Genomic DNA, 26,748 nt, shown 5'->3' with positions numbered 1-26,748 from the left:
AGTGTTAATCCTTGTTATTCAGCCAGTCCCGCGGTGCGATTAGCTCAGCAGCGCATCGAGCTGGGAAAAATGTTCGAACACCCAGTCAGGCCGGGAGTCGGCGATGGGGCGGCCATAGTTGTAACCGTAGGTGAGCCCCACCACCTTCATACCAGCCGCCTTGGCCGCCAGCACGTCATTTTCGGAGTCGCCCACCATCAGGGTGCGAGCCGGGCTCACCCCCAACTCCTGGCAGGCGTGCAGCAGCGGCTCCGGGCTCGGCTTCTTGACCGGCACGCAGTTGCCACCGAGCCAGAGCGCGAAACAATCGCTGATGCCAAGGGCATCGAGGATCGGTGCCACGAAGTCACTCGGCTTGTTGGTCACGATCGCCTGTTTGTAGCCCAGGGTTTGCAGGCGACGCAGACTCTGCGCCACCCCGTCATACATCGCCAGCCCTTGCAACAGGCAGGCGTTGTAGTGCTGGAAAAAGATCGGGCGAGCCTTGGCAAACAGCTCGGGGTCGGCCTCGCGATAGGCGAGCGCCCGCTGGATCAGCTTGTCGGCCCCGTTGCCGACCCAGGTACGGATCACGGCTTCATCGGCCTGCGCCAGACCCAGATCGGTCAGCGTCAGATTGACCGCCAGCGCCAGCTGGGCGGCGCTGTCAATCAGGGTGCCGTCCAGATCAAACAGCACCAAATCAAATGCGCGCTCAGCGTGTGACATGAGCCAGCTCCGCACGCATCTTGTCAATCACCGCCTTGTAGTCAGGCTGGCTGAAAATGGCAGAGCCGGCGACGAACATGTCGGCGCCCGCTTCGGCGATCTCGCGGATGTTGTCGACCTTGACCCCACCATCGATCTCGAGGCGGATATCGCGGCCGCTCTCGTTGATCAGACGACGCACCTGACGCAGCTTGTCGAGGGTGCCGGGGATAAAGCTCTGGCCACCGAAGCCCGGGTTGACCGACATCAGCAGGATCACGTCCAGCTTGTCCATCACATACTCGAGGCAGGAGAGCGAGGTGGCCGGATTGAGCACCAGACCCGCCTGGCAGCCCATCTCCTTGATCAGGCCCAGAGAGCGATCAACGTGGTCGGACGCTTCCGGATGGAAGGTGATGAGGGAAGCACCGGCCTTGGCAAAATCGGGAATGATGCGATCCACCGGCTTGACCATCAGGTGCACGTCGATGGGGGCCTCGATACCAAAGTCACGCAGCGCCTGACAGACCATGGGGCCAATAGTCAGATTGGGGACATAGTGGTTGTCCATCACGTCGAAGTGAACCACATCGGCACCGGCAGCCAGTACCTTGGCGACATCGTCACCCAGACGGGCAAAATCGGCAGAGAGGATCGAGGGGGCAATCAGAAAGTCTTTCATCAGCATCATCCATTGGCAGCCAGGGAGAAAAAGCGGCGCAATTTTAACGTAAAAGGCGGGCGAAAACGACTCGAATGCGGGGTAAATGGGGCAATCGCCTCCCCTCCCCCAGCCACCCGGGTTATGGGACATCGGCACGGGCGCTGACTCGCCCATAAAAAACGGCGCCCCTGGGCGCCGCATTGTCTGTTACGCCAGTGGCAGCAGTTCGCTGTCGCTGGGGTAGTAGCCCTGCTCCGGCTCGATTCCGGGCGGATAGAGCGCCAGCAACTCGGCCACCTTGTTGCGGGTGCCGCCGTTGCGGCTGATGGTGCGCTTGACCAAAATCTCGTCGAGACGGGCACCGCGATAGAGCTCACGGGTCAGCTCGATATCGTGGTTGCTGATCAGCACCGGCACCCCTTTGTGAGCGGCAGTGTGACGAGCCAGTCGCGCCAGGATCGCCTGATCATCCAGGGTAAAACCGCCGGAGGCATAGCTGGTAAAGCTGGCGGTCGTGGAGAGCGGCGCATAGGGAGGATCACAGTAGATCACCCAATCCTCTTCGGCCCGCTTGATGGCATCGGCGTAGCTCTCGCAGATAAAGGTCGCCTTCTGCGCCTTTTCGGCAAAGGCCCACAGCTCTTTTTCCGGGAAATAGGGCTTCTTGTAGGAACCGAACGGCACGTTGAAGCCGCCCTTCTTGTTGTAGCGGCACAGTCCGTTGAAACCGTGACGGTTGAGAAACAGGAACAACAGTGCCCGCTCGAAGGTAGTCTCGGTCTGATTGAACTGGGTACGCAGCCGGTAATAGGCAGCTTTGTGGTTGTGTTCAGCCACAAACATCTTGCGCGCCTCGGCGATGAATCGGTCAGGCGTCAGCTTGAGGTGGTTGTACAGGCAGATCAGATCCGGATTGATGTCGTTGAGCACATACGCGTCGTAGTCGGTGTTGAGAAACACAGACCCGGCCCCGACGAAGGGCTCCAGCAACACACGCCCGGCCGGCAGGCGCTCGGCAATCTCTTCAACCAGGGAGTATTTTCCCCCGGCCCATTTTAAAAAAGCGCGTGTTTTTTTCATGGAAATCCGGTGTGTAAGAAGGCAAGACCCAAAAAGGGGGACGATTCTACCCCCTTATCCGGTATCAAGGCTATTGCTTCAGCTCTTTTTGTACCTGTGCAAACGACTTGGGCCAGGGCTGACCTTTCAACAAGGCAGGCGAGAGCTTGCGAATGGCACTCTTGGCCTGGGTCAGACCGGCATAATCCCCTTGCAGCACCACGTACCAGGGGCTGCCACGGAACTTGGTCTGATAGACCCATACCTTGCCCGCCAGACCATGCTCGGCGACAAACTGATCCACCGCCTTGGTGTTGCTCGCCCCCATCAGCTGAACGCTGTAATGGTTGCGCGGCTTCTTGTTCAAGGTGGCGACCGGTGTCAGGGCGACCTTGGGTGCGGGCGCGGCAACCGGCTCGCTGCTGGCGGTGTTGGTGGTAGCCGCAAGTGTTGGGGTTGTCACTGGGCTCTGTGCCTTGCTGGTGCTGGCTGGCGCTGTGGTTGCGATAGCGCCACTGGTGGTTGCGCCGTTCGGGGTCTTGCCGGTCAGCTCGTCCACCACGTCAGTAGGCAGTGCGCCGCTCACCTTGGGTTCGGTCATCAGCTTTTGCACGACCTCGTCAGAGATCACCACCCGACGCCCTTCGTAATTGGTTGATTCGGTGGTCACGGTTTCGCTCTCCACCGATTTGGGCAGCACTTTTGCTTCCGGCTGCCAATCCTTCACCACCCCGTTGGGATTGCTGGCTGCATCACTGTCTTGTACGCCTTGCGCAGCAGCATCGGTATTCGAGTCGCCTGCGGTGAGGGGATCGCCTCCCGCTACCGGGATCGGCAATGCAGTGTTCTGCACAGGATCCTGCAGCGCCGGTTTGCTTTCATTGTCAAACAGCGCAGGCAGCAGGTAGCTCATCGCCAGCAGGCCGCCAGCGACCAGCGCGATAGCGGTGGCAATCTTCTTGACAGGCAACTCCGCCTGACGCTTCTTGGGCCTTCTGTCGGTCATGATATCCTCCAGTAACTGCATGATGGTGGACGGATGTCCGTTCGCCGTTTTCAGGATCTCCTCCACTTGCGGCTTGGGCAAGAGGGTCGCCGGGATCTTGAGCTCTTTGGCTTTCTCATACAAGAAGATGCGCTGCTCGGGCGGGCTCAGGGGCGGCACTTCCAGCTCAAGGGCTGGCATGGCGCGCCCTTTGAGCTGCAGTCGTTGGGTACGACACCAGACGTCACTGCCCGAGACGATAATGGCCAGCTGATGGGGCGCAGCCAGAGAATCGTTATGACGGATGATCGCCCACAACTCTCCCAGTAGCTCGGCTGGTAACTGGTCCGCCCGCTCGATCATCAGCAGCAGGGTGGCAGGCTTGCTCCCCTCCAGCATACGAAAGAAGCTCTCTGCCAATGCATCCTGTGGATTGAACAGCGGCCGCGCCACCACCTGTGGCAGCAACAGCTGGCGCACATCCACCATCTTCATGGCTGGCGTACCGATCAGGCTCACCACCCGCACTTTTTCCGGCAACACGCCAAGCAGGGATTCGCACAGGGTACCGCGACCACAACCGGGTTTACCGGAGAGAAAAACGAAAGGGTGATTGAATTCAATCAGATGCAGCAGCCGGTCAACCAGCTGCCGCTGGGAAGGAAGTTTTAGCAGTTTATTCGTCACGACCAGACTCGATCACCGCCAGCAACTCAGCATCGGACACATCCCCCACCACCTGCGCATGGCCGATGCCAACCGGCAACACCAGACGCAGCTTGCCTTCCAGCACCTTCTTGTCACGGCGCATATGGCGAATAAAGGCGGAAAAATCCATCTCGGCAGGAGCATGAATGGGCAAATTGGCGGCCAGCAGCAGGGCGCGCACGCGTTCAACGTCCGCTTCGCTCATCTCGCCACGGGCCTGCGCAGTCCAGGCAGCCAGCATGGTGCCAGCTGATACCGCCTCACCGTGCAGCCAGTTACCATAACCCTGCTCGGCCTCGATGGCATGACCAAAGGTGTGGCCCAGATTGAGCAGCGCACGGACGCCGTGCTCGGTCTCATCCTGACCAACTACATCGGCTTTGATCTCGCAGCAGCGTTTGATGGCGTAAGCCAACGCGGCAGGTTCCAGCTGTTGCAGACGCACCATGTTCTGCTCCAGCCAGCTGAAGAAATCAGCATCCCAAATGATGCCGTACTTGATCACCTCGGCCATCCCTGCGGCAAATTCGCGGGCAGGCAAGGTACTCAGACATTCGGTATCGATAACAACCTGTTTGGGCTGATAAAAAGCCCCAATCATGTTCTTGCCGAGGGGGTGGTTGACAGCGGTTTTACCGCCGACAGAGGAATCAACCTGGGAGAGCAGGGTGGTCGGGATCTGGATAAAAGGAATGCCACGTTGATAGCTTGCTGCCGCAAAGCCCACCAGATCCCCGATCACGCCGCCCCCCAGAGCGATCAGCGTCGTATCGCGTCCATGGTTGGTTTCAAGCAGAGCAGACATGATCTGCTCAAAGGTCGCCAGGTTCTTGTATGCCTCGCCGTCAGGCAGGATCAGGTGTTCAACCTGAAAACCCGACAGCAGGGCCGTTACCCGTTCAAGATAGAGCGGAGCAACGACCGTGTTGGTCACGATCATCACCCGCTTGCCCTTGATGGTCGATACCAGCGCCTCGGGGCGCTGCAACAACCCGGCAGCTATCTCGATGGGATAGCTGCGTTCACCCAGTTCGACCTTCAACCGTTCCATGGACGTCCTCTAGATTACATACCGATCAGCTTTACAATTTGATTGGCAACGATTTTTGCGCTCTGGTCATCGGTATGCACAACAAAGTCGGCAACCTCTTCATACAGGGCATTGCGCTCTTGTGCCAGACGTTCCAGCACTTCGCGTGCCGGTTCTTCGGTCTGTAGCAGAGGGCGGCGTTTGTCTCGCTGTGTGCGCGCCAGCTGCTTTTCAATAGTGGTTTCGAGGTAGACCACGATGCCACGAGCAGACAACTTGTTGCGGGTTTCGCGACTCTTGATGGCACCGCCACCCGTCGCCAGCACGATACCCTGCTGCTCTGACAATTCGCCGATCACCTTCTCTTCGCGAATCCGGAAACCTTCTTCGCCTTCAACATCGAACACCCAGCCGATATCAGCACCACTGCGGCGCTCAATCTCATGATCTGAGTCGAAAAACTCCATATGCAGTTGTTCTGCCAGATGTCTACCTATGGTGCTCTTGCCCGCACCCATGGGACCTATCAGGAAAATATTGCGTTTCTCAGCCATGTCTTTTCGTTAGTAATTACAAACTGTACGACCCCGATGAATACTGGATCGGGGTACCTATGAACCTTATCTTGCGATGGATCAGGAGGGGGATTATCTCAATAGATATCGGGACTGGCAACCGCAGCCCTTACGCCCCAGCCTCATTGGGGCGTAAGGTTATATGTGTTTTACCCTTACATGTAAAGCATTCAGAAGGCGTCGGTGACAATCTTGGGCGTCACAAAAATCAGCAATTCCCGCTTTTTGTTCTCGCTGGTGGTCTTGCGGAACAAGGCCCCCAATCCGGGAATATCACCAAGCAGCGGCACCTTGGTTACATCGCTCTTGATGGTCTGCTGATAGATACCGCCGAGCACCAGCGTCTCGCCATTGTTCACCAACACCTGGGTGGTGATGGACTGGGCGTTGATGGAAACCGCATCCCCAGTACCGGTCGGTACCGTTTCACCCTTGGTATCCTGGGTCACGGTCAGATCGAGAATAACCCGATTATCTGGCGTGATCTGCGGGGTAACCTTCAGACTCAACACCGCCTTCTTGAAGGTGACCGAGGTGGCCCCGCTGGAAGAGGACTCCACATAGGGGATCTCGGTACCCTGCTCGATCAGTGCCGGTTTCTGGTTCGCCGTGGTCACCCGCGGACTGGCGATAATCTCGGCCTTGCTCTCTTTTTCCAGCGCCGACAACTCGAGATCCAGCAGGGTACCATCGGCCAGACGGGCCACCTGGAAGGCCAAAGTACCGGCCGCATTGGTCACCGGCAGGTTAACGTTCATCCGATCCTCTACGGAGGGCTTGGTATTGGTACCTGTTCCGTTACCAGAGCCATCATTCCCCTCGATGGAGCCGGACGTGCTGTTGCCATGGCCATCGTTTTTGGTCACGCCCCAACGCACCCCGAGCGCTTCATCAAAACCGTCATCAATGGTCACCATCCGCGCCTCGATCACCACCTGCTTAACCGGAATATCGAGGATATCGAGCATCCGCTTGATGCTGCTGATGACATCGGCGGTATCCTTGACCACCAACACGTTGGTACGCTCATCCACGCTCACCGCACCACGGGGTGACAGCAACTTGGTACTTTCGGAAGAGAGCAGGGCCGCCACTTCCGACGCCTTGGCATAGTTGATCTGCAGATATTCGGTATAGAGCTGCGCCAAATCAGCAACCTGATTGCGGCTCTCCAGCTGCTGTTTCTCGCGGGCTGCAATTTCCTCGGCCGGTGCCACCAGCAGAATGTTGTTGTCCAGTCGTTTGTCCAGCCCCCGCACCTTCAAAATGATGTCGAGCGCCTGCTCCCATGGCACCCCATCCAGACGCAACGTAATATTGCCCCCCACCGAATCTGTGGTCACCAGATTGAGATTGTTGAAGTCAGCGATCAGCTGCAGCACGGTACGTACAGGAATGTCCTGGAAGTTCAATGAGATGGGTTTACCCTGATACTGCTTGGATGCAGTGGCCGTTGTCCGCTTTTTCACCTCGATAATGAAGAGCTTGTCTGCCTGATCATAACGGTAATCAAACTGACCATTGATCGACAGCTCAAACAGGGTATCGCTCCCCTGCCGAGAGACTTCAACCTGAGAGACCGGCGTTGCAAAATCCTGCACATTGATCAGATTAAGCAAGCCATCGGGCACCCGAGTACCATGAAACTTGGCCAGAACGGTCTGGCCGCGACTGCTCACATCGACGGCGGCCGAGCTGTTATCCAGCGTGACCAGAAATTCCCCCTGACCATCCTTGCCACGACGAAAATCCACACCGGTAACCGAATTGAAATAGGCGCCGCCCCCACGGCTCTGATAGTTGTTGAGCACCGGCTTGCTGGCGGGCTGTGCTGCTACAGGCGCTGTCACGGGTGCAACCGGCATCGACCTGGCAACAACCTGAGGATTGAGCAACGCCGAGGAGGAGGTGGTAGCCACCATCGCAGAGGGTGCTGACACCGGGGTAACCGAGGTAGCGGGTGCAATCAGGGCGCTCTCACCATTGATGAGCCCGGAGGACGCCCCCTCACCCAATGACACCAGCAATTTGTTACCCTGTTGCTGTACCTGATAGGGAGCCAGCTGATCGAGCGCGATCTTGATATCCAGACCGGCACCCTTGCCTTCCACCTTGATATTATCCACCCCCTGGCGCTGGATAGGCAGCGGGTTGACCTTGAGCGCCCCCACCGCACCGGGAACATGCAACAGCAGTTGATTGGGTTGATAAGAGAGACGATCAGTAAAGCCGGTGACCGGCTCACTGAAACTGAGCTCCACCAGCAGTTGATCAGCAAGCAGAGGATTAACCTTGATCTCCTGCAGGGTTGCCACTGCCCACGCCTGACTGACGGCGCTGGCGCAAAACAGCAAAGCCACTTTGGTTACACGCTCGATTGTTGTTCTCATTGCTGTTCGTCCCTGATTATTGTTTTTCTTGCACATTGGCCATCGCCAACTGGGTTTCTCTTGTTACCCAGCACCCCTTCCCGTCCGGAATGGTTTCCAGCAAGTCCACTGCAGTGTCGGTAATCTTGATGACCCGCCCCTGATCAAGCCCCATATACTGATTGAGACCAACCCGCATCGATTTGCCATCCGGGGTACTGATCAGTGCCCATAACTGCCCCGCCTTTCCCAAAGAGCCATGCATCGACAGGCTTGCCAGCGAATAATTTTCCAGTACCTCTTTCTCCCGGTCCATCAAGGTCTGAGCACAATCCGGCTGAGCCTTGGCACTGCTGGTACTTCCGACCGCCGCCTCGGGCTGGGGAATCATAAAGGGGCTGCGCAACTCCCGCTGCTGGTATTGCATGGGGGCAAAAGGCTTCAGCTCGGGTAAGGGCTCGATAGGTACGGGAGGCCTTGCCTTGGTCTCGGCGACATAGCTATCCATGTCCTCCTGGCCACCACACGCCGCCAGCAAGAGGGCAGGTAACAACCAGCAGATGCGTCTCATTGTTTCGACTCCACTGTTTTACCGTTGTACTTGTAGGTCTTGGCCAGCATCGACATCGAAATCAGATCTCCTGCATCCTTGCTCTGACCCAGGGTGAAGGAGTCGAGGATGACGATACGGGGCAAAGCAGCCATATCAGCGGTGAACTTGCCAATTTCATGGTAAGTACCCACGACTTCGATACGCATCGGAAGTTCGGTCGAAAACTCGTGCTTGAGCTCGGGTTCCCAGTTTATCCGGTTCAATTTCAGGCCGTTGTCGGTAGCAATAAAACTGATATCGTCCAGCAGACCGGCGACCTCATGGGTATTGGGCAACTGCTTGAGCTGGGTATCAACCAATTGCTCAAGCTGCACCATTTGCGCCTTGTATGCCCCCAGGTTGGCAGCCAGCATCGCCTTGCTTTCAAACTGGGCTTTCAGCTCGCTCTCCTTCCCCGCTTCCTGGGTCAAATTGGTCAGGGAATTGGCAATCACGTAGTAATAGATGGCACCACCGGTCAACACACAGCAGAGAAGGATGAAGATCCCTTTTGCCCATTTTGGCCAACTTGCAATGTCATTGATATCCAGCTCATTGAGTTGCTGAAGATTCATTTTTGCTCCTTGGCCGCATTCCCGGCAGCCGCAGCATTGTTGGCAATCAGGAACATCATGGAAAACTGGCTCAATGACACTGGTGCAACATCAGCTGCAAAAATAGTGCTTATCTTTGACTGGCCCAACCAGCCTGAACCATCAATCCGCCGCATCATGCTGGCTACCCGGCCATAGGCTTCAGTCTTGCCGTTCACATCTATCGTATTGTTCTGCATCGAGAGGGTATTGAGGTAAACCCCGTTGGGCACCAGCGAGGGCAGCTGATTGAAAAGGCGTACCGGCACATTGCGGCGCATCTGTAACTGCTCGATAAGCTGCATCCGATCGATCAGCTCCTTGCGACGCTCCTTGAGCAGACGGATCTCCCCCAGCTGGGCATCCAGAATCGTCATCTCCTGAACCAGCCGCTGGTTGCGTTGCTGCTGGGCGGCGATCTGGCGTTCTACCAACCAGTTGGCAAAAAATCCCAGCGCCACCGTGGCCAGCACAAAAATCCCCAGCAAGGCCCCGAACTGTTTCTTTTGGCGCTGTGCAAGGGCTTCACGCCAGGGCAGAAGGTTTATATTTGACATGGTGTGAAACTCCTCAGAGCCAACCCGAATGCCGTCATATACTTAGCGCCATGTACCAGCTCGGCCTCCCCTTTCGGTTTGCCAAACAGGGCAAAAAGATCCGGATGCAACACCTCGCAATTGACCTCTTCTTTTACCTGCACCAGCAGGCCTGGCAATAGACTGCCACCGCCCGTCAGCACCAGTTTTGCAATGTCGCGGTAACCGGACGAGCTGCAAAAGAGCTGAATATTTCGTCGCACCTGCTGCAACAGCAAGTTGATGTGAGGCATCAGCACATCCAGCTCATGGTCCACGGGCAAGGTACCGCTGGTCTTAGCCTGTTCAGCCTCATCGAGCGCCATACCATAAAAAGAGGAGAGCGCCTGACTGTACTGATCGCCACCGAAGTTCTGCAAACGGGAGTAGATCACCTCCCCTTTGACCAAGGCGGCAAAGGTCATGGCGCTGGCACCGATATCGATCACCCCGATCGGCCGTTCACTCTCTTGCAGCTCGGGCAGACAGGCCACTACAGCGCGCCCCAGCGCATGGGCGCCCACATCCACCACCTTGACGGCAATGCCTGCCTCGGCGAGAGCGCTGACCCGACCGTTTACACTCTCGGTTCTCGCGGCACTGAGCAGGACATCCTGACGATCTTCGCTATTGCCGGTGCCCAGCACCTCAAAATCGAGGCTCACTTCGTCGAGGGGGAAGGGAATGATCTGTTCGGCCTCAAGCTGAACCTGATTCTCCAGCTCCTTGTCGCTGAGACGGGCATCAATCTGGATCACCTTGGTAATCACGTTGGAGCCGGTCACTGCGGTAGCGGCATAGTCGCTATGGCCCTGAATCAGGCGCTTGAGAGTCTTGAGAGATTGGCTGACGCGCTCGATATCCTGTAATTGATAATCGACCAGCGTCCCTTTCGGGGTAGGAACATCGGCGACTGACTCGAGATGCAGCTTGCCCGGGCGGCCACTGAGGGTGACGGCCTTGATGGTCTGGCTACCGAAATCAATGCCCACCAGAGGGAGGAGGGAGCCCTTATTAAATAGCCCAAACATATACACATCCATGCGTTATTTGGTGTTATTCCTGAACTGAGTGTAGGACACCCGATCAGAGGAGTGCTTGACTCATCCTAAATGCTCTAACTATCAATGTCATAAAGTTTATACCGAAAAGTGACCCATCTCGCTTTCTTAATCAGGCAGGGCCCTCCTTGGTTATTGTTTCCTGTAGTGCTAACCTCTCGCATCCTTTTGAGGCAGGTGGCTCGCCACAGGAAAACCTCGAATTCCCGATGGCAAAAGGGCTATACTCTGCGCCCGTTGGCTAATTTTAAGACGATTGGTAGTTCTTCCATGCTGAAATGGCTCGTTCGCCTGTTTATTGTCATGATGCTGGGTGCTGTGCTGGGTGTTGCCAGCCTCATCGGTATCTACTTCTATATCAAACCCCAACTGCCCGATGTCACCGCATTGCGTGACGTCAAGCTGGCAACCCCGATGCGGGTTTACAGCCGGGATGGGGAATTGATCGCCCAATATGGCGAAATTCGTCGCATTCCGTTGCGTCTGGACGAAATTCCGCAACCCATGATCGATGCCGTTCTGGCGACCGAAGATGCCCGTTTCTATGAGCACCCGGGCATTGACCCGATTGGTATCATTCGCGCCGCATCGGTGTGGGCTGTCTCCGGCCATGCCCGTCAGGGGGCCAGTACCATCACCCAGCAGGTTGCCCGTAACTTCTTCCTGAACAATGAGAAGACCATCATCCGCAAGGTCAAGGAGGTCTTCCTGGCCTGGCGGATCGAGCAGAATCTCTCAAAAGACGAGATCCTCGAACTGTACCTCAACAAGATCCCCCTCGGTTATCGCTCCTTCGGGGTCGGTGCTGCGGCGCAGGTTTACTTTGGTAAAGAGGTCAAGGATCTGGGACTGGACGAGATCGCCATCATTGCCGGTCTGCCGAAAGCCCCGTCCATGCTCAACCCCATCCGCTCCCCCGAGCGTGCCTTTGCGCGCCGCAACGTCGTGCTGGGCCGGATGCTGGAAACCGGCAAGATCACCCAGGCCCAGTTTGACGAAGCCTCCAGGATGCCGATCAAGGCCCGTTACCACGGTGCCGAAGTGACCCTGCATGCCCCCTATCTGGGGGAAATGGTGCGCCAGAAGATGGTCGAGCAGTTTGGTGAAGATGCCTACACCATGGGCCTGCACGTCTACACCACCGTCTCTGCCGAACGTCAGCGGGCGGCCAGACAGGCGCTGCTGGATGGCGTCTTTGCCTATGACATGCGCCACGGCTATCGCGGCCCAAGTGCGCAGTTGTGGAAAGCGGGTGAAACCAGCTGGGATTACGAACAGATCGTCGCACACCTTGGCAAACAGCCCACTTATGATCCGCTGATGGCGGCGGTCGTGACCAAGCTCGGTGACCGCAGTGCAACGCTGGTGCTGAAAAATGGCAAGGAAGCGGAACTGGGCTGGAACGGTGTCAAGTGGGCCCGCTCATTTATTACCGACGACCGTCAGAGCTACGCCCCGAAATCGGCGCGTGATGTGCTGAAAGTGGGCGCCCAGATCTGGGTACGGGAAGAGGGCGAAGAGCTGCTGCTGGCCCAGATCCCGGATGTGAACGCCGCACTGGTTGCCATGAACCCGAAAAATGGCGCGCTGGAAGCACTGGTAGGTGGTTTCAGCTTCGAGCTCTCCAAATTCAACCGGGTCGATCAAGCGCGTCGCCAGATCGGTTCCAACATCAAGCCTTTCCTCTATGCCACCGCGCTAGAGCATGGCTATACCCTTGCGTCGCTCATCAACGATGCACCGATCAACCAGTGGGATCCGTCAAAAGGGCCCATGTGGCAGCCCAAGAACTCCCCGGCCGTCTATGATGGCCCAACCCCGCTGCGTCTGGGTTTGGCCAAGTCCAAGAACGTGATGTCGGTTCGACTGATGCGCGCCATCGGTCTGGATACCTATATCGACGGCCTGACTCGCTTTGGCTTCCCGCGCGACTTTATCTCTCCCCATGAGTCGCTGGCGCTCGGGGCTGCCGAATTCACCCCCCTCGAGGTGGTACGTGGTTATTCGGTACTGGCCAACGGCGGCTTCCTGGTAACCCCTTACTTCATCGACAAAGTGACCGACAGCCTGGAGAACACCCTCTATCAGGCCAGTCCTGCCATCGCTTGCACCCGCTGCGAACAGCAGGCCGCGTCCGAGCAGAGCACACTGCCGGAGCCAACTGTTGATGGAGCAGCGCAAGATGGCACGCAGACCCCTCTCGCGCCGACCATAGCCCCGCATACTATCAGTGCCCAGAGCGCGTTCCTGATCACCGACACCCTGAGCACCGCAATCTGGGGTGGCAACGGCTGGCGCGGTACTGGCTGGCGTGCAGCCCGCGACCTGAAACGTCACGACATCTCCGGTAAAACCGGTACCACCAACGAATCGCGGGATGCCTGGTTCTCCGGCTACACCCCGGATATCGTCGCCACCTCCTGGATCGGTTTTGACAACCACCAGCGTGGCCTCGGCCGTGCCGAGTTTGGTGGTGGCGCCGCGCAGCCTATCTGGATCGACTTCATGAAAGTCGCCCTCAAAAAGCTGCCTGAGCACAAGATGCCGGTTCCCGAGGGGATCATGACGGTGAAGATTGATAGCGAAACCGGCCTGCTGGCAACCAGTGGCGGCACCGACGAATACTTCAAGGAAGGGACCGAGCCGACCCGCTACGCAGCACCGAGCTCGGATGGCAATCAGGTCTACGGTGGTGACAACCCCGATGTGGAAGGGCCTGTCTCAACCGACGATATCTTCTAAGCTGCTCTTGCGGCAGAAGCAAAACCGGCAGCCTTGGCTGCCGGTTTTTTTATTGGGCCAACTGCTTGCTCATCAGTGTGGCGATCGAGGCGGCCAACTCATTGAAGCAGGGACGACGCACCGAGTAGTGGCGATAGAGCAGCGAGATGGTACGCCCCGGCCCAGGGTCAACCACGGGACGATAGCTCACCCCGCCCTCATCATGATCGGCAGGTACGGCCAACTTTGGCACCAAAGTCATGCCACTACCGGCAGCCACCATGTTGCGCAGGGTCTCGAGACTGGTGCCCTTGAAGCGTTGATCCTCACCTATCCCGCCGGCGAAACAGAACCCCATCGCCTGATCCCGCAAACAGTGACCATCGGCCAGCATCAGTAATTTCTTGCCCTTGAGATTACCAAGCGGCACCTGTCTGGCCTGTGCTTCGGGGTGATGGCAAGGCACCGCCAACCACATCGGCTCATGATAGAGCTGGATTGAACCAAACCCTTCCATCCCCGGCATCTCGGCCAGAATGACGCAATCCAGCTCCCCCTCTTCCAACCGCTTGAGCAGGGTTTGGGTCTGCTCCTCATAGAGGTAGAACTCCAGCTGGGGAAAACGCTCACGCAGGGTCTGGATAATACGGGGCAACAGGTAGGGGCCCACGGTTGGAATAAAACCGATATGGATCTCCCCGGACATCGGCTCGGAGAAGTGCTGACCGATGCTCTTGAGCTCGCGCACCTCCTTGAGCACCCGACGCGCCTGATGGGCCATGGCATCGCCAGCCGGAGTAAACAGCACCTTGCGCGAGGTACGTTCGATCAGAATGACCCCGAGTTCATCCTCCAGCTTGCGCAGCTGGCCGCTCAGGGTGGGTTGACTGACAAAGCAGCGTTCGGCGGCTTTGCGAAAATGTTTTTCCTCATCCAGCGCCACCAGATATTCGAGATCGCGAAGATTCATACAGCAAGAGTCCTGCCTGGAAAATGGGTCATCAGCATGCACAATATCGTCCGGCGGGACAAGTCATCCGCTCGCAGTGAGCCTCTCTGGCTGCAGCGCAAAAATAGAAAGCCCGATCACCTCGCGGCAATCGGGCTTGTTTGACTCGCCGATGGATTACACCCTGAAGCGGCGCACCATATCCTGCAGCTGGGTAGCCAGATGGTTCAGCTCGTTGCACGCCTGAGCCATCTGGGTGGCACCGGCAGCCACCTCTTCGGAAGCATGGCTGATATTGACCACGTTGCGGTTGAGCTCTTCGCTCACCGCCCCCTGCTCTTCGGTGGCCGTCGCAATCTGGATGTTCATGTGGGAGATGCTGCTGACCGAGCCACTGATCTGGGAGATGGACTCGCCAGCTTCCCGCGCGGTAGACACCGTGGTGTTCATCAGCTCCTGACTCTGTTGCATGGTACTGCCCGCCTGCTCGGCACGCTGCTGCAACTCGGCAATGATGGTGTTGATCTGGGAGGTGGAGTCCTGAGTGCGCTTGGCCAGCGTACGCACCTCATCGGCCACCACCGCAAAACCCCGTCCCTGCTCACCGGCACGGGCCGCTTCGATGGCGGCGTTGAGCGCCAGCAGGTTGGTCTGCTCGGCAATGCCGCGGATCACCTCCAGTACCATGCCGATATTGCGGCTGTCATCACCCAGCTGGCGGATCACCGCTGCGGTACTCTCGATGGCACCAGCGACCCGTTCAATACGTTGAATGGAGTCATTCACCGTTTGCGCACCTAGTTCAGCCGTCTCACTGGCCGAGGTAGCTGCACTGGCCGCATCGCTGGTGTTGCGAGAGACCTCCTGAACCGTGGCCTGCATCTCGTTCATCGCCGTCGCCAGCTGATTCAGCTCATGTTGTTGAGAATTCATATTGTCTGCCGACTGCCGTGCCACAGCACTGATCTCTTCTACCGCAGAGCTCATCTGTACAACCGAACCGGATACTTCCCCAACCAGTTTGCGCAAATTTTCTTGCATCTGCACAAAGCCTTTCGCCAGTTGTCCCAACTCATCCTGATTGAACGCATTCAAATCCAAACGATGGGTCAAATCACCAGCGGCGACACTCCCTACCACTTCCAGTAAACGGTTAACGGGCCGTTTGATTTGTTGGCTCAAATACCATGCAATCAACACCACGAAAACGAGAGTCGCTGCACCGGTCAAGATGCTGAGGAATTTGGAACTGTTGTACGCCTCTTCCCCTTGGGCATCCATCTCCTTGCCAATACGTTCATTGATCTCTCGTAAATCCACGGTTAATTTTGTGGCTTGTTCCAGCGTTGTTCTGATATTCCCTTGCAGAATATCTCTTATCTTGTCACTACCCTGTTTCACCGCCTGATAAAGTGGATCATGAGCTGTAAAATAGGCATCACCAGCAGTTTTCAACGCGTTAAAGGTTTGCTCTTCATCAGCAGCATTAAAAGCCAATCCACCATAATCAGCCGCAGCCTTATCAAACCGGCTCTTTGCCTCCATCACACCTTGCTGAGTGCGTTCAATATCTGCGCTGTCGTTGTGGCCCATCGCGATCACCATGGATAATTGGAAACGCCGAGCATCGAGCAGTGCGATATTCATCTGACTGGCATAACGGACGGACGGGATCAGATTCTCTGCCAATACTGTGTTTTGTTGATTGAGATACGACAGTCGCGAGACGCCATACCCGGCAAGCAGACATACGCAAAGTGCCAACACTGCAAAGCCAGCACTCAACTTCTGGCCTATGGACATATTCTGGAGCATAGATTCATCCTTAACTGCGTGTCATCGTTTAATGTCGGTTTTGATAGGGGCTATGTGTTCATATTTTTGTAATTGAGCATAGCCGTAGAGCAGGGCTTTTGTAGTTTGGATAAGCACCATATATCGCTATCGACACGCAGAGAGGGCACTTTAACTAACGCAAACTAATAACGCTTTACTCTATTGCTCGCACCAGTCGTGGGATCAGCAACTCCGGCTCTCCCAGATACTGGTTGGCCTCTATCCTTTCGAGTTTGCCTCCTCGTTCTATACCCAAAGTGGGATAACCCTGACCGCCCAGCTGTTTCATCCAGCCCTGGCTATCTGCCAGATGTTGCAGCAAAGGGGCCTGCAGATAAGCTTGCTGGAATGCCTCGGCAGCAATCCCCTGCTCTGCCGCCAGCGTGGCGAGAAACGCCGGTTCACCAATCCAGAGCCCGTCCCGATAGTGGGACTGCTGGATCCGGTGCAGCATCGCAAGACCATCGCCCCCCAGTGACGTGACGGCCAAAACCGCACGGATCGGCGGCTCGGAGTCCAGCAGACAGCCTTCCCGCAGCAGCAGTTCGTTAAAGTAGCGTTCGCCAAAATGCTGGCCAGTCAGCGCTTCAATCCGCTGATCATGGGGGCGCACATAATCACGCAATGCCTCACCCATCGGCTGACGGCGGCTGCCCAGCCAGAGGCCGCCCGCATGCAATTCAATCTTGAGGCCGGCAATGGTGGCTGCCGCCTGCAGCAGTGGGGCGGCACCGTAGCACCAGCCACAGAGCGGGTCATAGACATAATGGAGGGTGGTTTGTTGTTTGCTCATCGTCATTCTCGCTTCAATCTTGGATAAAAAACCGGGCCCTGGGGCCCGGTAAAAAACACAGGGAGAGCAGGCTCAGTGGCTTACCACTTCATCTCGCCGGTATTGACCTTGGCGCCGATGGCCAGACCATCGTCAACCGGCAGTGCCGGGTAGGCCTTCTTCAGAGCCTCGATCAGCTCGCCAGAGTTTTTCGCCTTAGCCAGCGCCTGCTCGAAACCCTGTACATAGTCACGGGTAAAGGTCACTGCGGCAGTGCCTTTGGGAGCAGTGCCCAGGAAGTGACCCGGCACCACGCGCTCGGGTTTCAGTGCCAGCAGGTTATCCAGCGCCTTGACCCAGTTGCTGCGGGCCGCTTTGGTCTGGCTGTCCGCCATCCAGACATGCACCCCGTGATAAACCGGCACACCACCAAAAGCTGTCTTGATGGAAGGGGCCCAGAGGTAGGCATTCGGGGTGTTCATCTCTTTGATTTCAATCTTCTCGCCATCCAGCGTCAGGTGGCTGGCAGTCATCACTTGCGGCACGGTCAGGCTCTTCGGTGCGCCCTTGCCCAGGATCGGACTCCAGTAGCTCAGCTTGGCATCCTTGGTCTGGTTGATATGGTCAACCACATGCTGGTCAGCCAGCACTTTGACATCCGGGAACGCGGCCATGACCGGCTCCAGACCGAAGTAGAAGTCGGGGTCACCGGCACTGATATACACAGTGGTCAGCTTCTTGCCGCTCTTCTTGATCATGTCCACCAGCGCCTGACCATTTTGCACGTCGAACTGGGCATCGATCAGGATGGCCTCCTTGTCACCGGTCACCAGTGAGGAGGAGACCGGGAAGATCGCCTTCTCGCCAGGGTTGTAGACGATCACGCTCAGGGGGGCGGCCAGGGCAGCGCCACTCAGCAGGGTGGTAGCCAGAGTCAGGTTGCGGATCAGGGTGTTGTTCATCATCTATTCCTCATTAAGTATTCGGGGGTTCATTTGATGGACAGAGTGTATTGGATCGCCTAAGTTGCAAATACAGCGTAAAAAGCGCATCACTGTTGCATATATCGAACATATAGAGAGCCATAGATGGATCGACTGACCGCATTGCGGGTCTTCGTCAGCGTTGTCGAGCAGGGGAGTCTGAGCGGCGCCGGGGAGAAACTGGATATGTCGCGCGCCATGGTGTCGCGCTATCTGGCCGAGCTGGAGAGCTGGATGGGCGCCCGCCTGCTGCACCGCACCACCCGCCGTCTGAGCCTGACCGGGCCGGGAGAGGAGGCACTAAACCGGGCCCGCGCCATGCTGGCGCTCGGCGAGGAGATGGAGCAGATCGCCGTGAAGAGTGATGACGCCCCCAAGGGGCAACTGCGGATCACCAGCAGCTACTCCCTGTCTGAAGCGCTGCTGGTCGGGGCTGCCAACGACTATCTGGCGCAATACCCGGGGACGGCCATCGACATTCTGCTGCTCGACAGAACCGTCAATCTGGTAGAGGAGCGGATCGATCTGGCGGTGCGCATCACCAACGACCTCGACCCCAATCTGGTGGCGCGCCGTCTCGGCACCTGCCACTCGGTAGTCTGCGCCAGCCCGGCCTATCTGGCCCGTCATCCGATGCCACACAAGGTGCAGGATTTGGCGCTGCACAACTGCCTCACCTACACCTACTTCGGCAAGAGCCTGTGGGAGTTCAATGGACCGGACGGCCCCGAGTCAGTGCCGGTCAGCGGTAACCTGAGCGCCAATATCTCCAACCTGCTGCTGGAAGCAACGCTGGAAGGTGCCGGGATCAGCCTGCAACCCCGCTACTCGGCCCAGCCCTATCTGGAGCGCGGAGAACTGGTGCCCCTGCTGACCGACTGGCAGCCCAAGCGCCTCGGGGTCTACGGGGTGTATGCCACCCGCAAACAGATGTCGCCACTGCTGCGCAGCTTCCTCGATTTTCTGCTGGCCCGCATGGCGGCGGATCCCATCTGGCAGGAGTAAGCACTCCGCACACTCAAACATAACGAAGGGGCCGCTGCGGGCCCCTTCTTCACTCTGATCCCTTGATCAGGCTTCAAATCCGAATGGTTCTGAATGCGGCGCTTCCGGCAGAGCACTCTCGTCCAGGAAAATATCCCGATAAGCCACATAGATGGAGTAGTTGAGCGCCGGGATCACCACCAGCAGACCTACCAGCAACAGCACAGCGCCAAACAGCAACAAAATGGCTGAGAGCAGCCCCCACCAGAAGAAGGGAAAAATATTGCGCCAGCAGCCGAAGAAGCTCAGCCGTACCGCCTGGATGATGCCGATATCGTGGTGGTAGATCAGCGCCGGAGCAAAGGTGACCCCCATCAGCACGGGAATGATGAGCAGCATCCCCACCAGCAATACCAGCAGCAGTTGTTGCAACTGGCTGGCTGAGACCACCATGCTCTCGGGATCCTGCGTCAACAGCGGGAGCAGCCCCCACATGGAGAGCAGACCGAGACAGACGAGGCCAACCAGGCTAAACAGCAGCAACACCAGCAGACCGCCTAGCATCAGCGGGGTCAACTTGTGGCGAAAACCGGCGAAGAGATCGACAAACTGCAGTGGCTCCCCCCGATAACCCCGAGTGGCGACCGCCACCCAACCCGCGCCCCACACCATATAGAGCAGCTGAGAGATAAGGCCACCCGCCGGCAGTTGCTCCAGCAGAATGCCCACCATAAACCAGACCAGCACCATGGCTACGCTGATCCCCATCCCCTTGTTGAAGATATCGAACCCGCTGCGAACCCAGAGCCAGCCACGACCTGTCGTGTACCGGGCCGGTGTAGTGCGCAAAGGGGGTAATCCGTTCATATCGTCTCCTCGGAGTGTCGGTGGCATCAGTGCCGGAAGCCGATTCTAGAGCCAGGGCGGGGGGCGACTCAATGGCGAAGCAACCCGACCACGACATAAAACCTGACGCAGCGATGTACAAAAGGGGCGTCAGCCATGCCTCGCCTCTGGCTGCCCCGACTATAACGAGGCACAATCTGTGTCCCTCCCCCAGCCGCGCCTGTCGTGGCCAGCGTGCCGTGGTCACCCTTTAGTGATCGACGAATGCCGGACAGGGGGTTGTCATCGCGGGCGTTTTAACATCGAGTGGTATCGTCATGAGAGTTGTTTGTTGTCTGTTGTTGTTACTGACCAGCCAGTCAGCCCTGGCCGAGGGTTTTATCAGTCGCCTGCTCAACCATCCGGTGCCGGGTGGCGTTGCGGTGATCCCTCTTGGCACGTCACCCACTGCCCCCACGGCCCGCTATCACGACAAACCCGTGCTGGTGGTGCGCGAAGACAACCAGTGGATCGCCATCGTCGGCATCTCTCTGAAAAGCACGCCCGGCGCCCAGCAACTGAGCACAGGTGATGGCCGTACTCTCGGCTTCACTGTGACCCCCAAGCACTACCGCGAGCAGCACATCAAGCTCAAGAACAGCCGTCAGGTCAATCCGCTCGCCGAGGATATGACCCGCATCAACCGCGAGCTGGCGGAGCAGACCCGGGCTTACCAGACCTTCAGCCCCAACCAGCCGAGCAACCTGATGTTCGACAAGCCGGTCAACGGCCCCCTCTCCAGCCCGTTTGGCCTGCGTCGCTTCTTCAATGGCGAGGAGCGCAACCCCCACTCCGGCCTCGACTTCGCCGTGGGCGCCGGCACCCCGATCAAGTCCCCCGCCGCAGGCAAGGTGATCCTGATCGGCAACTACTTCTTCAACGGTAACACCGTCTTTGTCGACCACGGTCAGGGGCTCATCAGCATGTTCTGCCACATGTCGAAGATCGATGTGAAGCTGGGTCAAAACCTGCCGCGCGGCGGCATCGTCGGGCGAGTCGGTTCGACCGGTCGCGCCACCGGCCCCCATATGCACTGGAACGTCAGCCTCAACGACACCCGGGTCGATCCCGCCATCTTTATCGGTGCCTTCAAGCCCTGAATCTGTCCCGCCCGTTAACAAAACAGGCAGCCCATGGCTGCCTGTCTGCTATCTGCACGTCGAACCTGATTGTCTATCCGGCCAGTGCGTGGGCGCCAGACTCCCGACGCATCGCCCGCCACATCACCAGCACCAGCAAGGAGCTGCACGTTGGCAATGCCAGCCAGACGCCGGGCACGCCCCACAAGGTCGAGAATCCCCACAAGAAACCGCCGATCAGCACCAGCTTGCCGCCGGTGAGCAGGGAGGCGATACGGGCCCGGTTGATGGCCTGGAAGTAGGTGGCCCCCACCAGCAGCAAGCCCTCCATCGGCAACCCCCAGAAGTAGAGCCAGATCCCGAGGCTTGCCACCGGCAGCAGGGTGGCATTGTCACCGGCAAACAGATAGACCGCAGCCTCCGGCCACAGATAGAGCGGGATCATGGCGCACAGAGCGATCCCCAGCGTCACCCCGAGCGCCAGGTTGCGCACCCGCAGCACCCGCTGCCAGTGACCAGCACCCGCGTTGAAGCTGGCGATGGGCTGGATACCCATGGCGATCCCCTCGAACACCAAGTAGAAGAAAGCCTCGGTGTAGCTGATCACTCCGTAGGCGGCCACATGCAGCGACGTACCCACCGCCAGCAGCGCCTTGTTGTGCAGCGCCAGCACCACCGAAAGGTAGAGGTACATCAGAAAACTGGAGATCCCGAGGCGCACCGTCTCGCCCATCAACCGCAGATCGGGGCGCAGGGTGTCCCAGCTGATCCGCAGCTGACTGCGCGGCGTGAAGAAGTGCCACAGGCAGGCGAGGCCCGTCACCGCCTGGGAGAGCATGGTGGCCGTCGCCACCCCGGCCAGCCCGAACGGGAACACCACCATCAGCAGATAGTCGAGCAGCACGTTTAGCAGCCCCCCGACCACCATGATGATGGTGACAAAGCCGGGACGACCATCGTTGCGCAGCAGCGAGCTGAACGCCATCGACAGCACCGCAAAGACGCCAAGCCAGGCGTAAGCCTGCAGGTAGGCGAGCCCGGCGGTGAAGATCTCCCCCTCCGCCCCCATCCAGGCCAGCATCGGCTCGCCATAGCGGATCCCGATAAAACTGAGCAGCAGCGATGTCAGCAACACCATCACCAGCGCATTGCCGACAATATGGCGGGCTTTGGCCGCATTGCCCTGCCCCAGATAGAAGGAGACCAGCGATGAGGCTCCCATGCCGATCAGGGCCCCCACCGCATAGAGCACGGCGCAGATGGGGTAAGCCAGCATCAGACCGGCCATGCCATCCTGACCCAGCACATGGCCAACGAAGATGCCATCGATGGTGACATAGATGCCGGTGATCAGCATGGCCGCCACGGTCGGGGTTACGTAACGCCAGAAAAGGCGAGATAGCGGGGCTGTGCCCAGATCAACAGCTGACATATTCAACCCGGTGGAGAGAGAGCGGCCGGATCATAGCTAAACGGCAGCATGACTTCCTGTTATTTGTGTTATGAATCATTAATATGGACTGCTTTACCCGCCTCCCTGCCCTGTTTTAGGCTAGGGCCACCTCTTCTGAACGGAAACGAGCCTCATGTTGCAACGCCTGCTCACCCTCTTGCTGCTCTCCCTTATCTTGTTGCCGCCAGCCGTGCGCGCCGACGATGCCATTGACCAAATCGAAGCATTGCTACAGAGCGTGCCCAAGAGCGACACCCCGGAAAACCAGAAACTGCGGGAGAGTTACCAGCAAGCGCTGCAATTTGCCAGAGAGGCCGAGCGCTACCGGGAGCAGAGCAAGGCCTATCAGCAGATCCTCATCGATTACCCCAAGGAGTCGGCGCGCCTCAAGGAGAGCCTGCACAACTATCAGCCCGCCGATCGCCCGCCGCTGACGAGCCTCAAGGAGGAGGCACTGCGTCAGGCCATTGGCCTGAGCAGCAACCGCCAGCTCAACCTGCGCAAGGAGCGGCAGGGGGTGATGGACAGCCTCAACCAGCTGGAGAGCACCGGACAGGAGTATCACCTGCGAGTGGATGATCTGCGCAAACAGCTGCAACTGACCCGCAGCCAGCTGGAGCGGCTGAGCTTCAGCAGCGAATCGGATCGCCAGCAGGAGGCCCAGCTGCTGCTGACCAGAATGAAGGAGCAGAGTCTCTCCGACCGGATCCAGATGCTGGAGCTGGAGCAGCTCTCGGCCCAGCAACGCAACGATCTCGGCAAACTGAAGCTGCAGGAGCTCAATCTGGCCATCGCCGACGAGGATGAGTGGCAAGCCAGCCTGCTGACCCAGCAGAACCAGCTGCGGCGGGAGAAGACCGAGCAGGCACTGGAGGAGAGCGAGCGGCTGCGCAAACAGCTCACCACCGACATGCCGCTGCTGCTGGAACAGCAACAGCAGAATCAGGCGCTCTCGATCCAGCTCGGCACGCTGGAGGATCAGATTGAGCGGGTGCAGGACGAGCAACGCAGCGTCGACAAGAATCTGTTTGAACTGAATGAGCTGGTCAACTCGGTGCGCGAACAGCTGGAGTGGCTGCAGATCAGCAACGCCTACGGCGAAAACCTGCGCAGCAAACTCTCCGATCTGCCCCCCCTGTTCCCCCTCGACAAGCTGGAGTCCGCCATCGTCAACGCCCGCATGGCCAAGTACCAGTACGAGAGCGAGCAGGATGGCCTCAAGGATACCCGTCTGTTGCGCGACAAGCTGCTGGCCGAAGAGGAGGTTACGCTGGATCGCCCGCAATTGTCGGTGCTCGACAACCTGCTCAAGGCCCGTCGCCAGCTGCTGACCCGGCTCAACGACGCCTCCGATACCCTGATCCAGGAGCAGACCCGGCTCAAGCTGCTCTACAGCCGCCAGAACAGCAAGATCGACGAGATCCGCGAGATCAGTGCCAGTCACCTGTTCTGGATGCCGGATGTGCGCCCCTTTACCCCACAGGTGATGCTCGGTATTCCCGCCGCGCTGACGCTGGCCTTCAACCCGGACAACTGGCTGCAATTGCCCTATGCCATCGCCGAGAACAACCCGCTGAGCCTCACTCTGGCCGGTATTGGTCTGCTGGTGCTGGCCTGGAGCTGGTTCAAACTGGCCCGTCACCTGAACCAGTATTGCGACCATATTGCACCGCGGATCGGCAAGGTGACCCAGGACAAATTCAGCCTCACCAGCCGCTTGCTGCTGCGCTCCCTGCTCGCCTCGCTCCCCTTGCCCGCCATGGTGCTGATGGTGCGCGGCCTGCTCGAAGGGGCCTGGCAATACCCGTTTGCGGTGGCGGTAGCGCGTGGCCTTGGCGAGATCTGGTTTCTGCTGCTGGCGCTGGTGATGGCCCGCCATCTGACCCTGGAGAAAGGGATCCTGATCCACCACTTCCGCTGGCCGAGAGAGCGGGTGCAGCAGGTTTGGAACCAGTTTCGCACCCTGCTGCTGGTGCTGATCCCGAGTTTCTTCGTACAGGGGATGGCCAACAGCTATCAGGAACACGCCTTCTACGACTCCCTCGGCCGGATGGCCTTCATGATCGGCGCCCTCTGGCTGCTCCTTTTCTTCGCCCGCCTCAACCGGGAGCGGCTACCGCTCACCTGGGGCCAGATCGACATGACCAAGCCCCACCTGCTGCACCACTTCATCTGGAACAGCCTGATGCTGGCACCACTGCTGGCGGTGATCGGTGCCCTGTTTGGCTACTTCTACACCTCGCGCATCCTGTTGCGCCAGCTGGAGCTGAGCCTGCTGATGGGGCTGGGCTGCCTGTTGGTCTACTATCTGGCCAGACGCTGGATGCTGATCCAGCGTCGCCGTCTCGCCTTCGAGCGCGCCAAGAGCAAACGGGCCGAAATCCTGGCCCAGCGTGGTCGTGACGACAATCAGGAGGAGCTGAGTTCGGAGATCCCCGATGTGGTGGAAGAGACCGAGCTGGATCTCGATACCATCAGCGCCCAGTCGCTGGGGCTGGTGCGCACCCTGCTGATGCTGGGCTTCACCATGCTGGTGGTGGTGCAATGGTCGGATCTCAACTCAGCCTTCAGCTTCCTCAGCAATATCGAGGTGTGGCAGGTGAGCAGCAAGATTGGCGGCATCGAGCAGCTCTCGGCGATCACCTTGCAGGATCTGATGCTGACCGCCTTCGTCTTCATCCTGACCGTGGTGACTGCCCGCAACCTGCCGGGGCTGATGGAGCTGACCCTGTTGCAACACCTCAGCCTCTCCCCGGGTACCGGCTTTGCACTCACCACCACCAGCAAGTATCTGGTGATCCTGATCGGCGCCCTCACCGGCTTCTCCATGCTTGGCATCGACTGGTCGAAGACCCAATGGCTGGTCGCCGCCCTCTCGGTGGGGCTGGGTTTCGGTCTGCAGGAGATCTTCGCCAACTTTGTCTCCGGCCTCATCATCCTGTTTGAAAAGCCGATCCGGCTCGGTGATACCGTCACCATCCGCGATCTCACCGGCACGGTCACCAAGATCAAAACCCGGGCGACCACCATAGTGGATTGGGATCGCAAGGAGATCATCGTGCCCAACAAGGCCTTCATCACCGAGCAGTTCATTAACTGGTCGCTCTCCGATGCCATCACCCGGGTCAAACTGCGGATCCGGATCGGCCTGACCCGGGATCCGAAACTGGTACAGCGCATTCTGGAAGAGTCCATCCAGGCATCAACCCTGGTGCTGGAGACGCCGACGCCCGAGGTGTTCCTGATCGAATTTACCGACTCGGCGCTGATCTACGAGATCCGCCTCTACGTCAACAACATGGATCACCGGATGCCCATCACTCACGAGGTTCACTCGCTGGTGCTGGAGAAGATGCAGCAGCGGGGACTTACCCTGCCCCATCAACAGATCGACATTCACCTGAGCCGCGGCTGACCCGCGAGGTAAAAGGAGCAGAACATGCAGATTATTGCCCACCGTGGCGCCAGCGGTCTGGCACCGGAGAACACCCTCAAGGCGATGGCCAAGGCGCTGGAGCTGGGAGCGCCAGCCATCGAGATCGACGTACAGGCGGCCGATGGCGAGTTGTGGGTCTTTCACGACCGGCGGCTGGAGCGCTGCACCAACGGCAAGGGGGTGTTAACCGAGCAATCGCGCTCCTATCTGGAGCAGCTCGATGCCGGTGAGGGAGAGCTGATCCCGACCCTGTGGCAGGTGATGGAGATCATCGCCGGACGCTGCGAGTTGCATATCGAGCTCAAGGGCGCCCATACCGCCGACGCGGTGGCAACCCTGACCCGACGGGCAGAAGCCGAGCTTGGCTTTACTCCCTGCCAGTGGGTGGTTTCTTCCTTCCATCACCCGGAGCTGGCCCGCTTTGCCGCCTTGCGGCCCGATATCCGGCTCGGCGCCCTGACCGCCAACCTGCCGCTCAACCTGGCGCTGTTTGCCGACGAGCTGGGAGCCTGGTCACTCAACTGCGACGTGGATTTCGTTGACCCGACGCTGGTTGAAGATGCCCATCGCCACGGGTTAAGGGTGCTGGTTTATACCGTTGATTACCCTGAGGATTACGAAACGCTCGCCAGAATGGGGGTCGATGGAATCTTTACCAATCGGCCGGATCGTTTTCTGGCGCCATAAGGGCGCGATACACATATGGATAACCACTGATTTAGGCACTAACTTTAAATAGCTGACCGGGATAC

The 26,748-nt window shown here is 58.4% G+C and carries 22 protein-coding genes; 5 read left to right on the top strand and 17 right to left on the bottom strand.

The genetic code is table 11. The annotated features are described in order from the left end of the window. Nucleotides 1-39 precede the first annotated feature (39 nt). The 11 genes from BN1115_RS20455 to tapM form a co-directional block, all read right to left on the bottom strand. On the bottom strand, nt 40-708 hold the full coding sequence (locus tag BN1115_RS20455) for a phosphoglycolate phosphatase (protein ID WP_042658622.1): 669 nt from the start codon (nt 706-708) through the stop codon (nt 40-42). Then, nucleotides 695-1,369: a ribulose-phosphate 3-epimerase gene (gene rpe, locus BN1115_RS20450; protein ID WP_042658621.1), complete on the bottom strand. Its 675-nt coding sequence runs from the start codon at nt 1,367-1,369 to the stop codon at nt 695-697. The genes BN1115_RS20455 and rpe overlap by 14 nt, the downstream gene beginning before the upstream one ends. Nucleotides 1,370-1,558: 189 nt before the next feature. Beyond that, on the bottom strand, nt 1,559-2,431 hold the full coding sequence (locus BN1115_RS20445) for a Dam family site-specific DNA-(adenine-N6)-methyltransferase (protein WP_042658620.1): 873 nt from the start codon (nt 2,429-2,431) through the stop codon (nt 1,559-1,561). Between the two features lie 70 nt (nt 2,432-2,501). Beyond that, nucleotides 2,502-4,082 carry an SPOR domain-containing protein gene (locus BN1115_RS20440; RefSeq protein WP_042658619.1) on the bottom strand — a complete coding sequence of 527 codons (1,581 nt, stop codon included), beginning with the start codon at nt 4,080-4,082 and terminating at the stop codon, nt 2,502-2,504. Continuing rightward, nucleotides 4,072-5,154, bottom strand: coding sequence for a 3-dehydroquinate synthase (gene aroB, locus BN1115_RS20435; protein WP_042658618.1), 1,083 nt, complete (start codon nt 5,152-5,154; stop codon nt 4,072-4,074). Before aroB ends, BN1115_RS20440 begins: the two co-directional genes overlap by 11 nt. A gap of 14 nt (nt 5,155-5,168) precedes the next feature. Beyond that, complete coding sequence (aroK, locus tag BN1115_RS20430) at nt 5,169-5,687, bottom strand: shikimate kinase AroK (RefSeq protein ID WP_005335014.1); 519 nt, start codon at nt 5,685-5,687, stop codon at nt 5,169-5,171. A 191-nt stretch (nt 5,688-5,878) separates the two neighbouring features. Further along, on the bottom strand, nt 5,879-8,098 hold the full coding sequence (locus BN1115_RS20425; RefSeq protein WP_042658617.1) for a type IV pilus secretin PilQ: 2,220 nt from the start codon (nt 8,096-8,098) through the stop codon (nt 5,879-5,881). Between the two features lie 16 nt (nt 8,099-8,114). Then, nucleotides 8,115-8,648: a pilus assembly protein PilP gene (locus BN1115_RS20420; RefSeq protein ID WP_042658616.1), complete on the bottom strand. Its 534-nt coding sequence runs from the start codon at nt 8,646-8,648 to the stop codon at nt 8,115-8,117. Further along, a complete protein-coding gene (tapO, locus tag BN1115_RS20415; RefSeq protein WP_042658615.1) occupies nt 8,645-9,244 on the bottom strand; it encodes a PilO family type IV pilus biogenesis protein TapO in 600 nt (199 codons plus the stop codon). The genes BN1115_RS20420 and tapO overlap by 4 nt, the downstream gene beginning before the upstream one ends. Next, nucleotides 9,241-9,819: a PilN family type IV pilus biogenesis protein TapN gene (gene tapN, locus BN1115_RS20410; RefSeq protein WP_042658614.1), complete on the bottom strand. Its 579-nt coding sequence runs from the start codon at nt 9,817-9,819 to the stop codon at nt 9,241-9,243. The genes tapO and tapN overlap by 4 nt, the downstream gene beginning before the upstream one ends. Beyond that, entirely contained in the window at nt 9,807-10,868 is a 1,062-nt protein-coding gene (tapM, locus tag BN1115_RS20405) for a PilM family type IVa pilus assembly protein TapM (protein ID WP_042658613.1), read from the bottom strand. The genes tapN and tapM overlap by 13 nt, the downstream gene beginning before the upstream one ends. A gap of 300 nt (nt 10,869-11,168) precedes the next feature. Between tapM and BN1115_RS20400 the strand changes: the two genes are divergently transcribed. Continuing rightward, entirely contained in the window at nt 11,169-13,640 is a 2,472-nt protein-coding gene (locus tag BN1115_RS20400) for a penicillin-binding protein 1A (RefSeq protein ID WP_042658612.1), read from the top strand. Between the two features lie 49 nt (nt 13,641-13,689). Here the strand turns inward: BN1115_RS20400 and oxyR are convergent, their stop codons facing one another. The 4 genes from oxyR to BN1115_RS20380 all read right to left on the bottom strand — a co-directional run bounded on the left by oxyR (nt 13,690) and on the right by BN1115_RS20380 (nt 18,138). Beyond that, nucleotides 13,690-14,589 (bottom strand): DNA-binding transcriptional regulator OxyR, encoded by a 900-nt coding sequence (oxyR, locus tag BN1115_RS20395; RefSeq protein WP_042658611.1) that lies wholly within the window; start codon nt 14,587-14,589, stop codon nt 13,690-13,692. Nucleotides 14,590-14,745: 156 nt separating this feature from the next. Further along, nucleotides 14,746-16,383 carry a methyl-accepting chemotaxis protein gene (locus BN1115_RS22925; RefSeq protein WP_042658610.1) on the bottom strand — a complete coding sequence of 546 codons (1,638 nt, stop codon included), beginning with the start codon at nt 16,381-16,383 and terminating at the stop codon, nt 14,746-14,748. A gap of 175 nt (nt 16,384-16,558) precedes the next feature. Then, complete coding sequence (locus BN1115_RS20385) at nt 16,559-17,203, bottom strand: DsbA family protein (RefSeq protein ID WP_042658609.1); 645 nt, start codon at nt 17,201-17,203, stop codon at nt 16,559-16,561. A gap of 74 nt (nt 17,204-17,277) precedes the next feature. Then, nucleotides 17,278-18,138 (bottom strand): Vmh family MBL fold metallo-hydrolase, encoded by an 861-nt coding sequence (locus BN1115_RS20380; RefSeq protein ID WP_042658631.1) that lies wholly within the window; start codon nt 18,136-18,138, stop codon nt 17,278-17,280. 126 nt (nt 18,139-18,264) lie between these two features. Between BN1115_RS20380 and BN1115_RS20375 the strand changes: the two genes are divergently transcribed. Beyond that, complete coding sequence (locus BN1115_RS20375; RefSeq protein ID WP_042658608.1) at nt 18,265-19,164, top strand: LysR family transcriptional regulator; 900 nt, start codon at nt 18,265-18,267, stop codon at nt 19,162-19,164. Between the two features lie 66 nt (nt 19,165-19,230). Here BN1115_RS20375 and BN1115_RS20370 read toward each other — a convergent pair whose 3' ends face one another. Further along, entirely contained in the window at nt 19,231-20,010 is a 780-nt protein-coding gene (locus tag BN1115_RS20370) for a BPSS1780 family membrane protein (RefSeq protein ID WP_042658607.1), read from the bottom strand. A 296-nt stretch (nt 20,011-20,306) separates the two neighbouring features. Here BN1115_RS20370 and BN1115_RS20365 point away from each other — a divergent pair, with 296 nt between their 5' ends. Beyond that, nucleotides 20,307-21,128, top strand: coding sequence for a peptidoglycan DD-metalloendopeptidase family protein (locus BN1115_RS20365; RefSeq protein WP_042658606.1), 822 nt, complete (start codon nt 20,307-20,309; stop codon nt 21,126-21,128). Nucleotides 21,129-21,201: 73 nt separating this feature from the next. Here the strand turns inward: BN1115_RS20365 and BN1115_RS20360 are convergent, their stop codons facing one another. Next, on the bottom strand, nt 21,202-22,539 hold the full coding sequence (locus BN1115_RS20360) for an MATE family efflux transporter (RefSeq protein ID WP_042658605.1): 1,338 nt from the start codon (nt 22,537-22,539) through the stop codon (nt 21,202-21,204). A gap of 154 nt (nt 22,540-22,693) precedes the next feature. On the opposite strand from BN1115_RS20360, the gene mscM reads away from it, so the two are divergent. Beyond that, on the top strand, nt 22,694-25,975 hold the full coding sequence (gene mscM, locus BN1115_RS20355) for a miniconductance mechanosensitive channel MscM (RefSeq protein ID WP_042658604.1): 3,282 nt from the start codon (nt 22,694-22,696) through the stop codon (nt 25,973-25,975). A gap of 24 nt (nt 25,976-25,999) precedes the next feature. Further along, nucleotides 26,000-26,683, top strand: coding sequence for a glycerophosphodiester phosphodiesterase (locus BN1115_RS20350; protein WP_042658603.1), 684 nt, complete (start codon nt 26,000-26,002; stop codon nt 26,681-26,683). Nucleotides 26,684-26,748: the final 65 nt, after the last annotated feature.

It is taken from the genome of Aeromonas allosaccharophila, from assembly GCF_000819685.1.
GTDB classification, from domain to species: Bacteria; Pseudomonadota; Gammaproteobacteria; order Enterobacterales; family Aeromonadaceae; genus Aeromonas; species Aeromonas allosaccharophila.
This window is presented reverse-complemented; position numbering and strand designations above follow the sequence as displayed.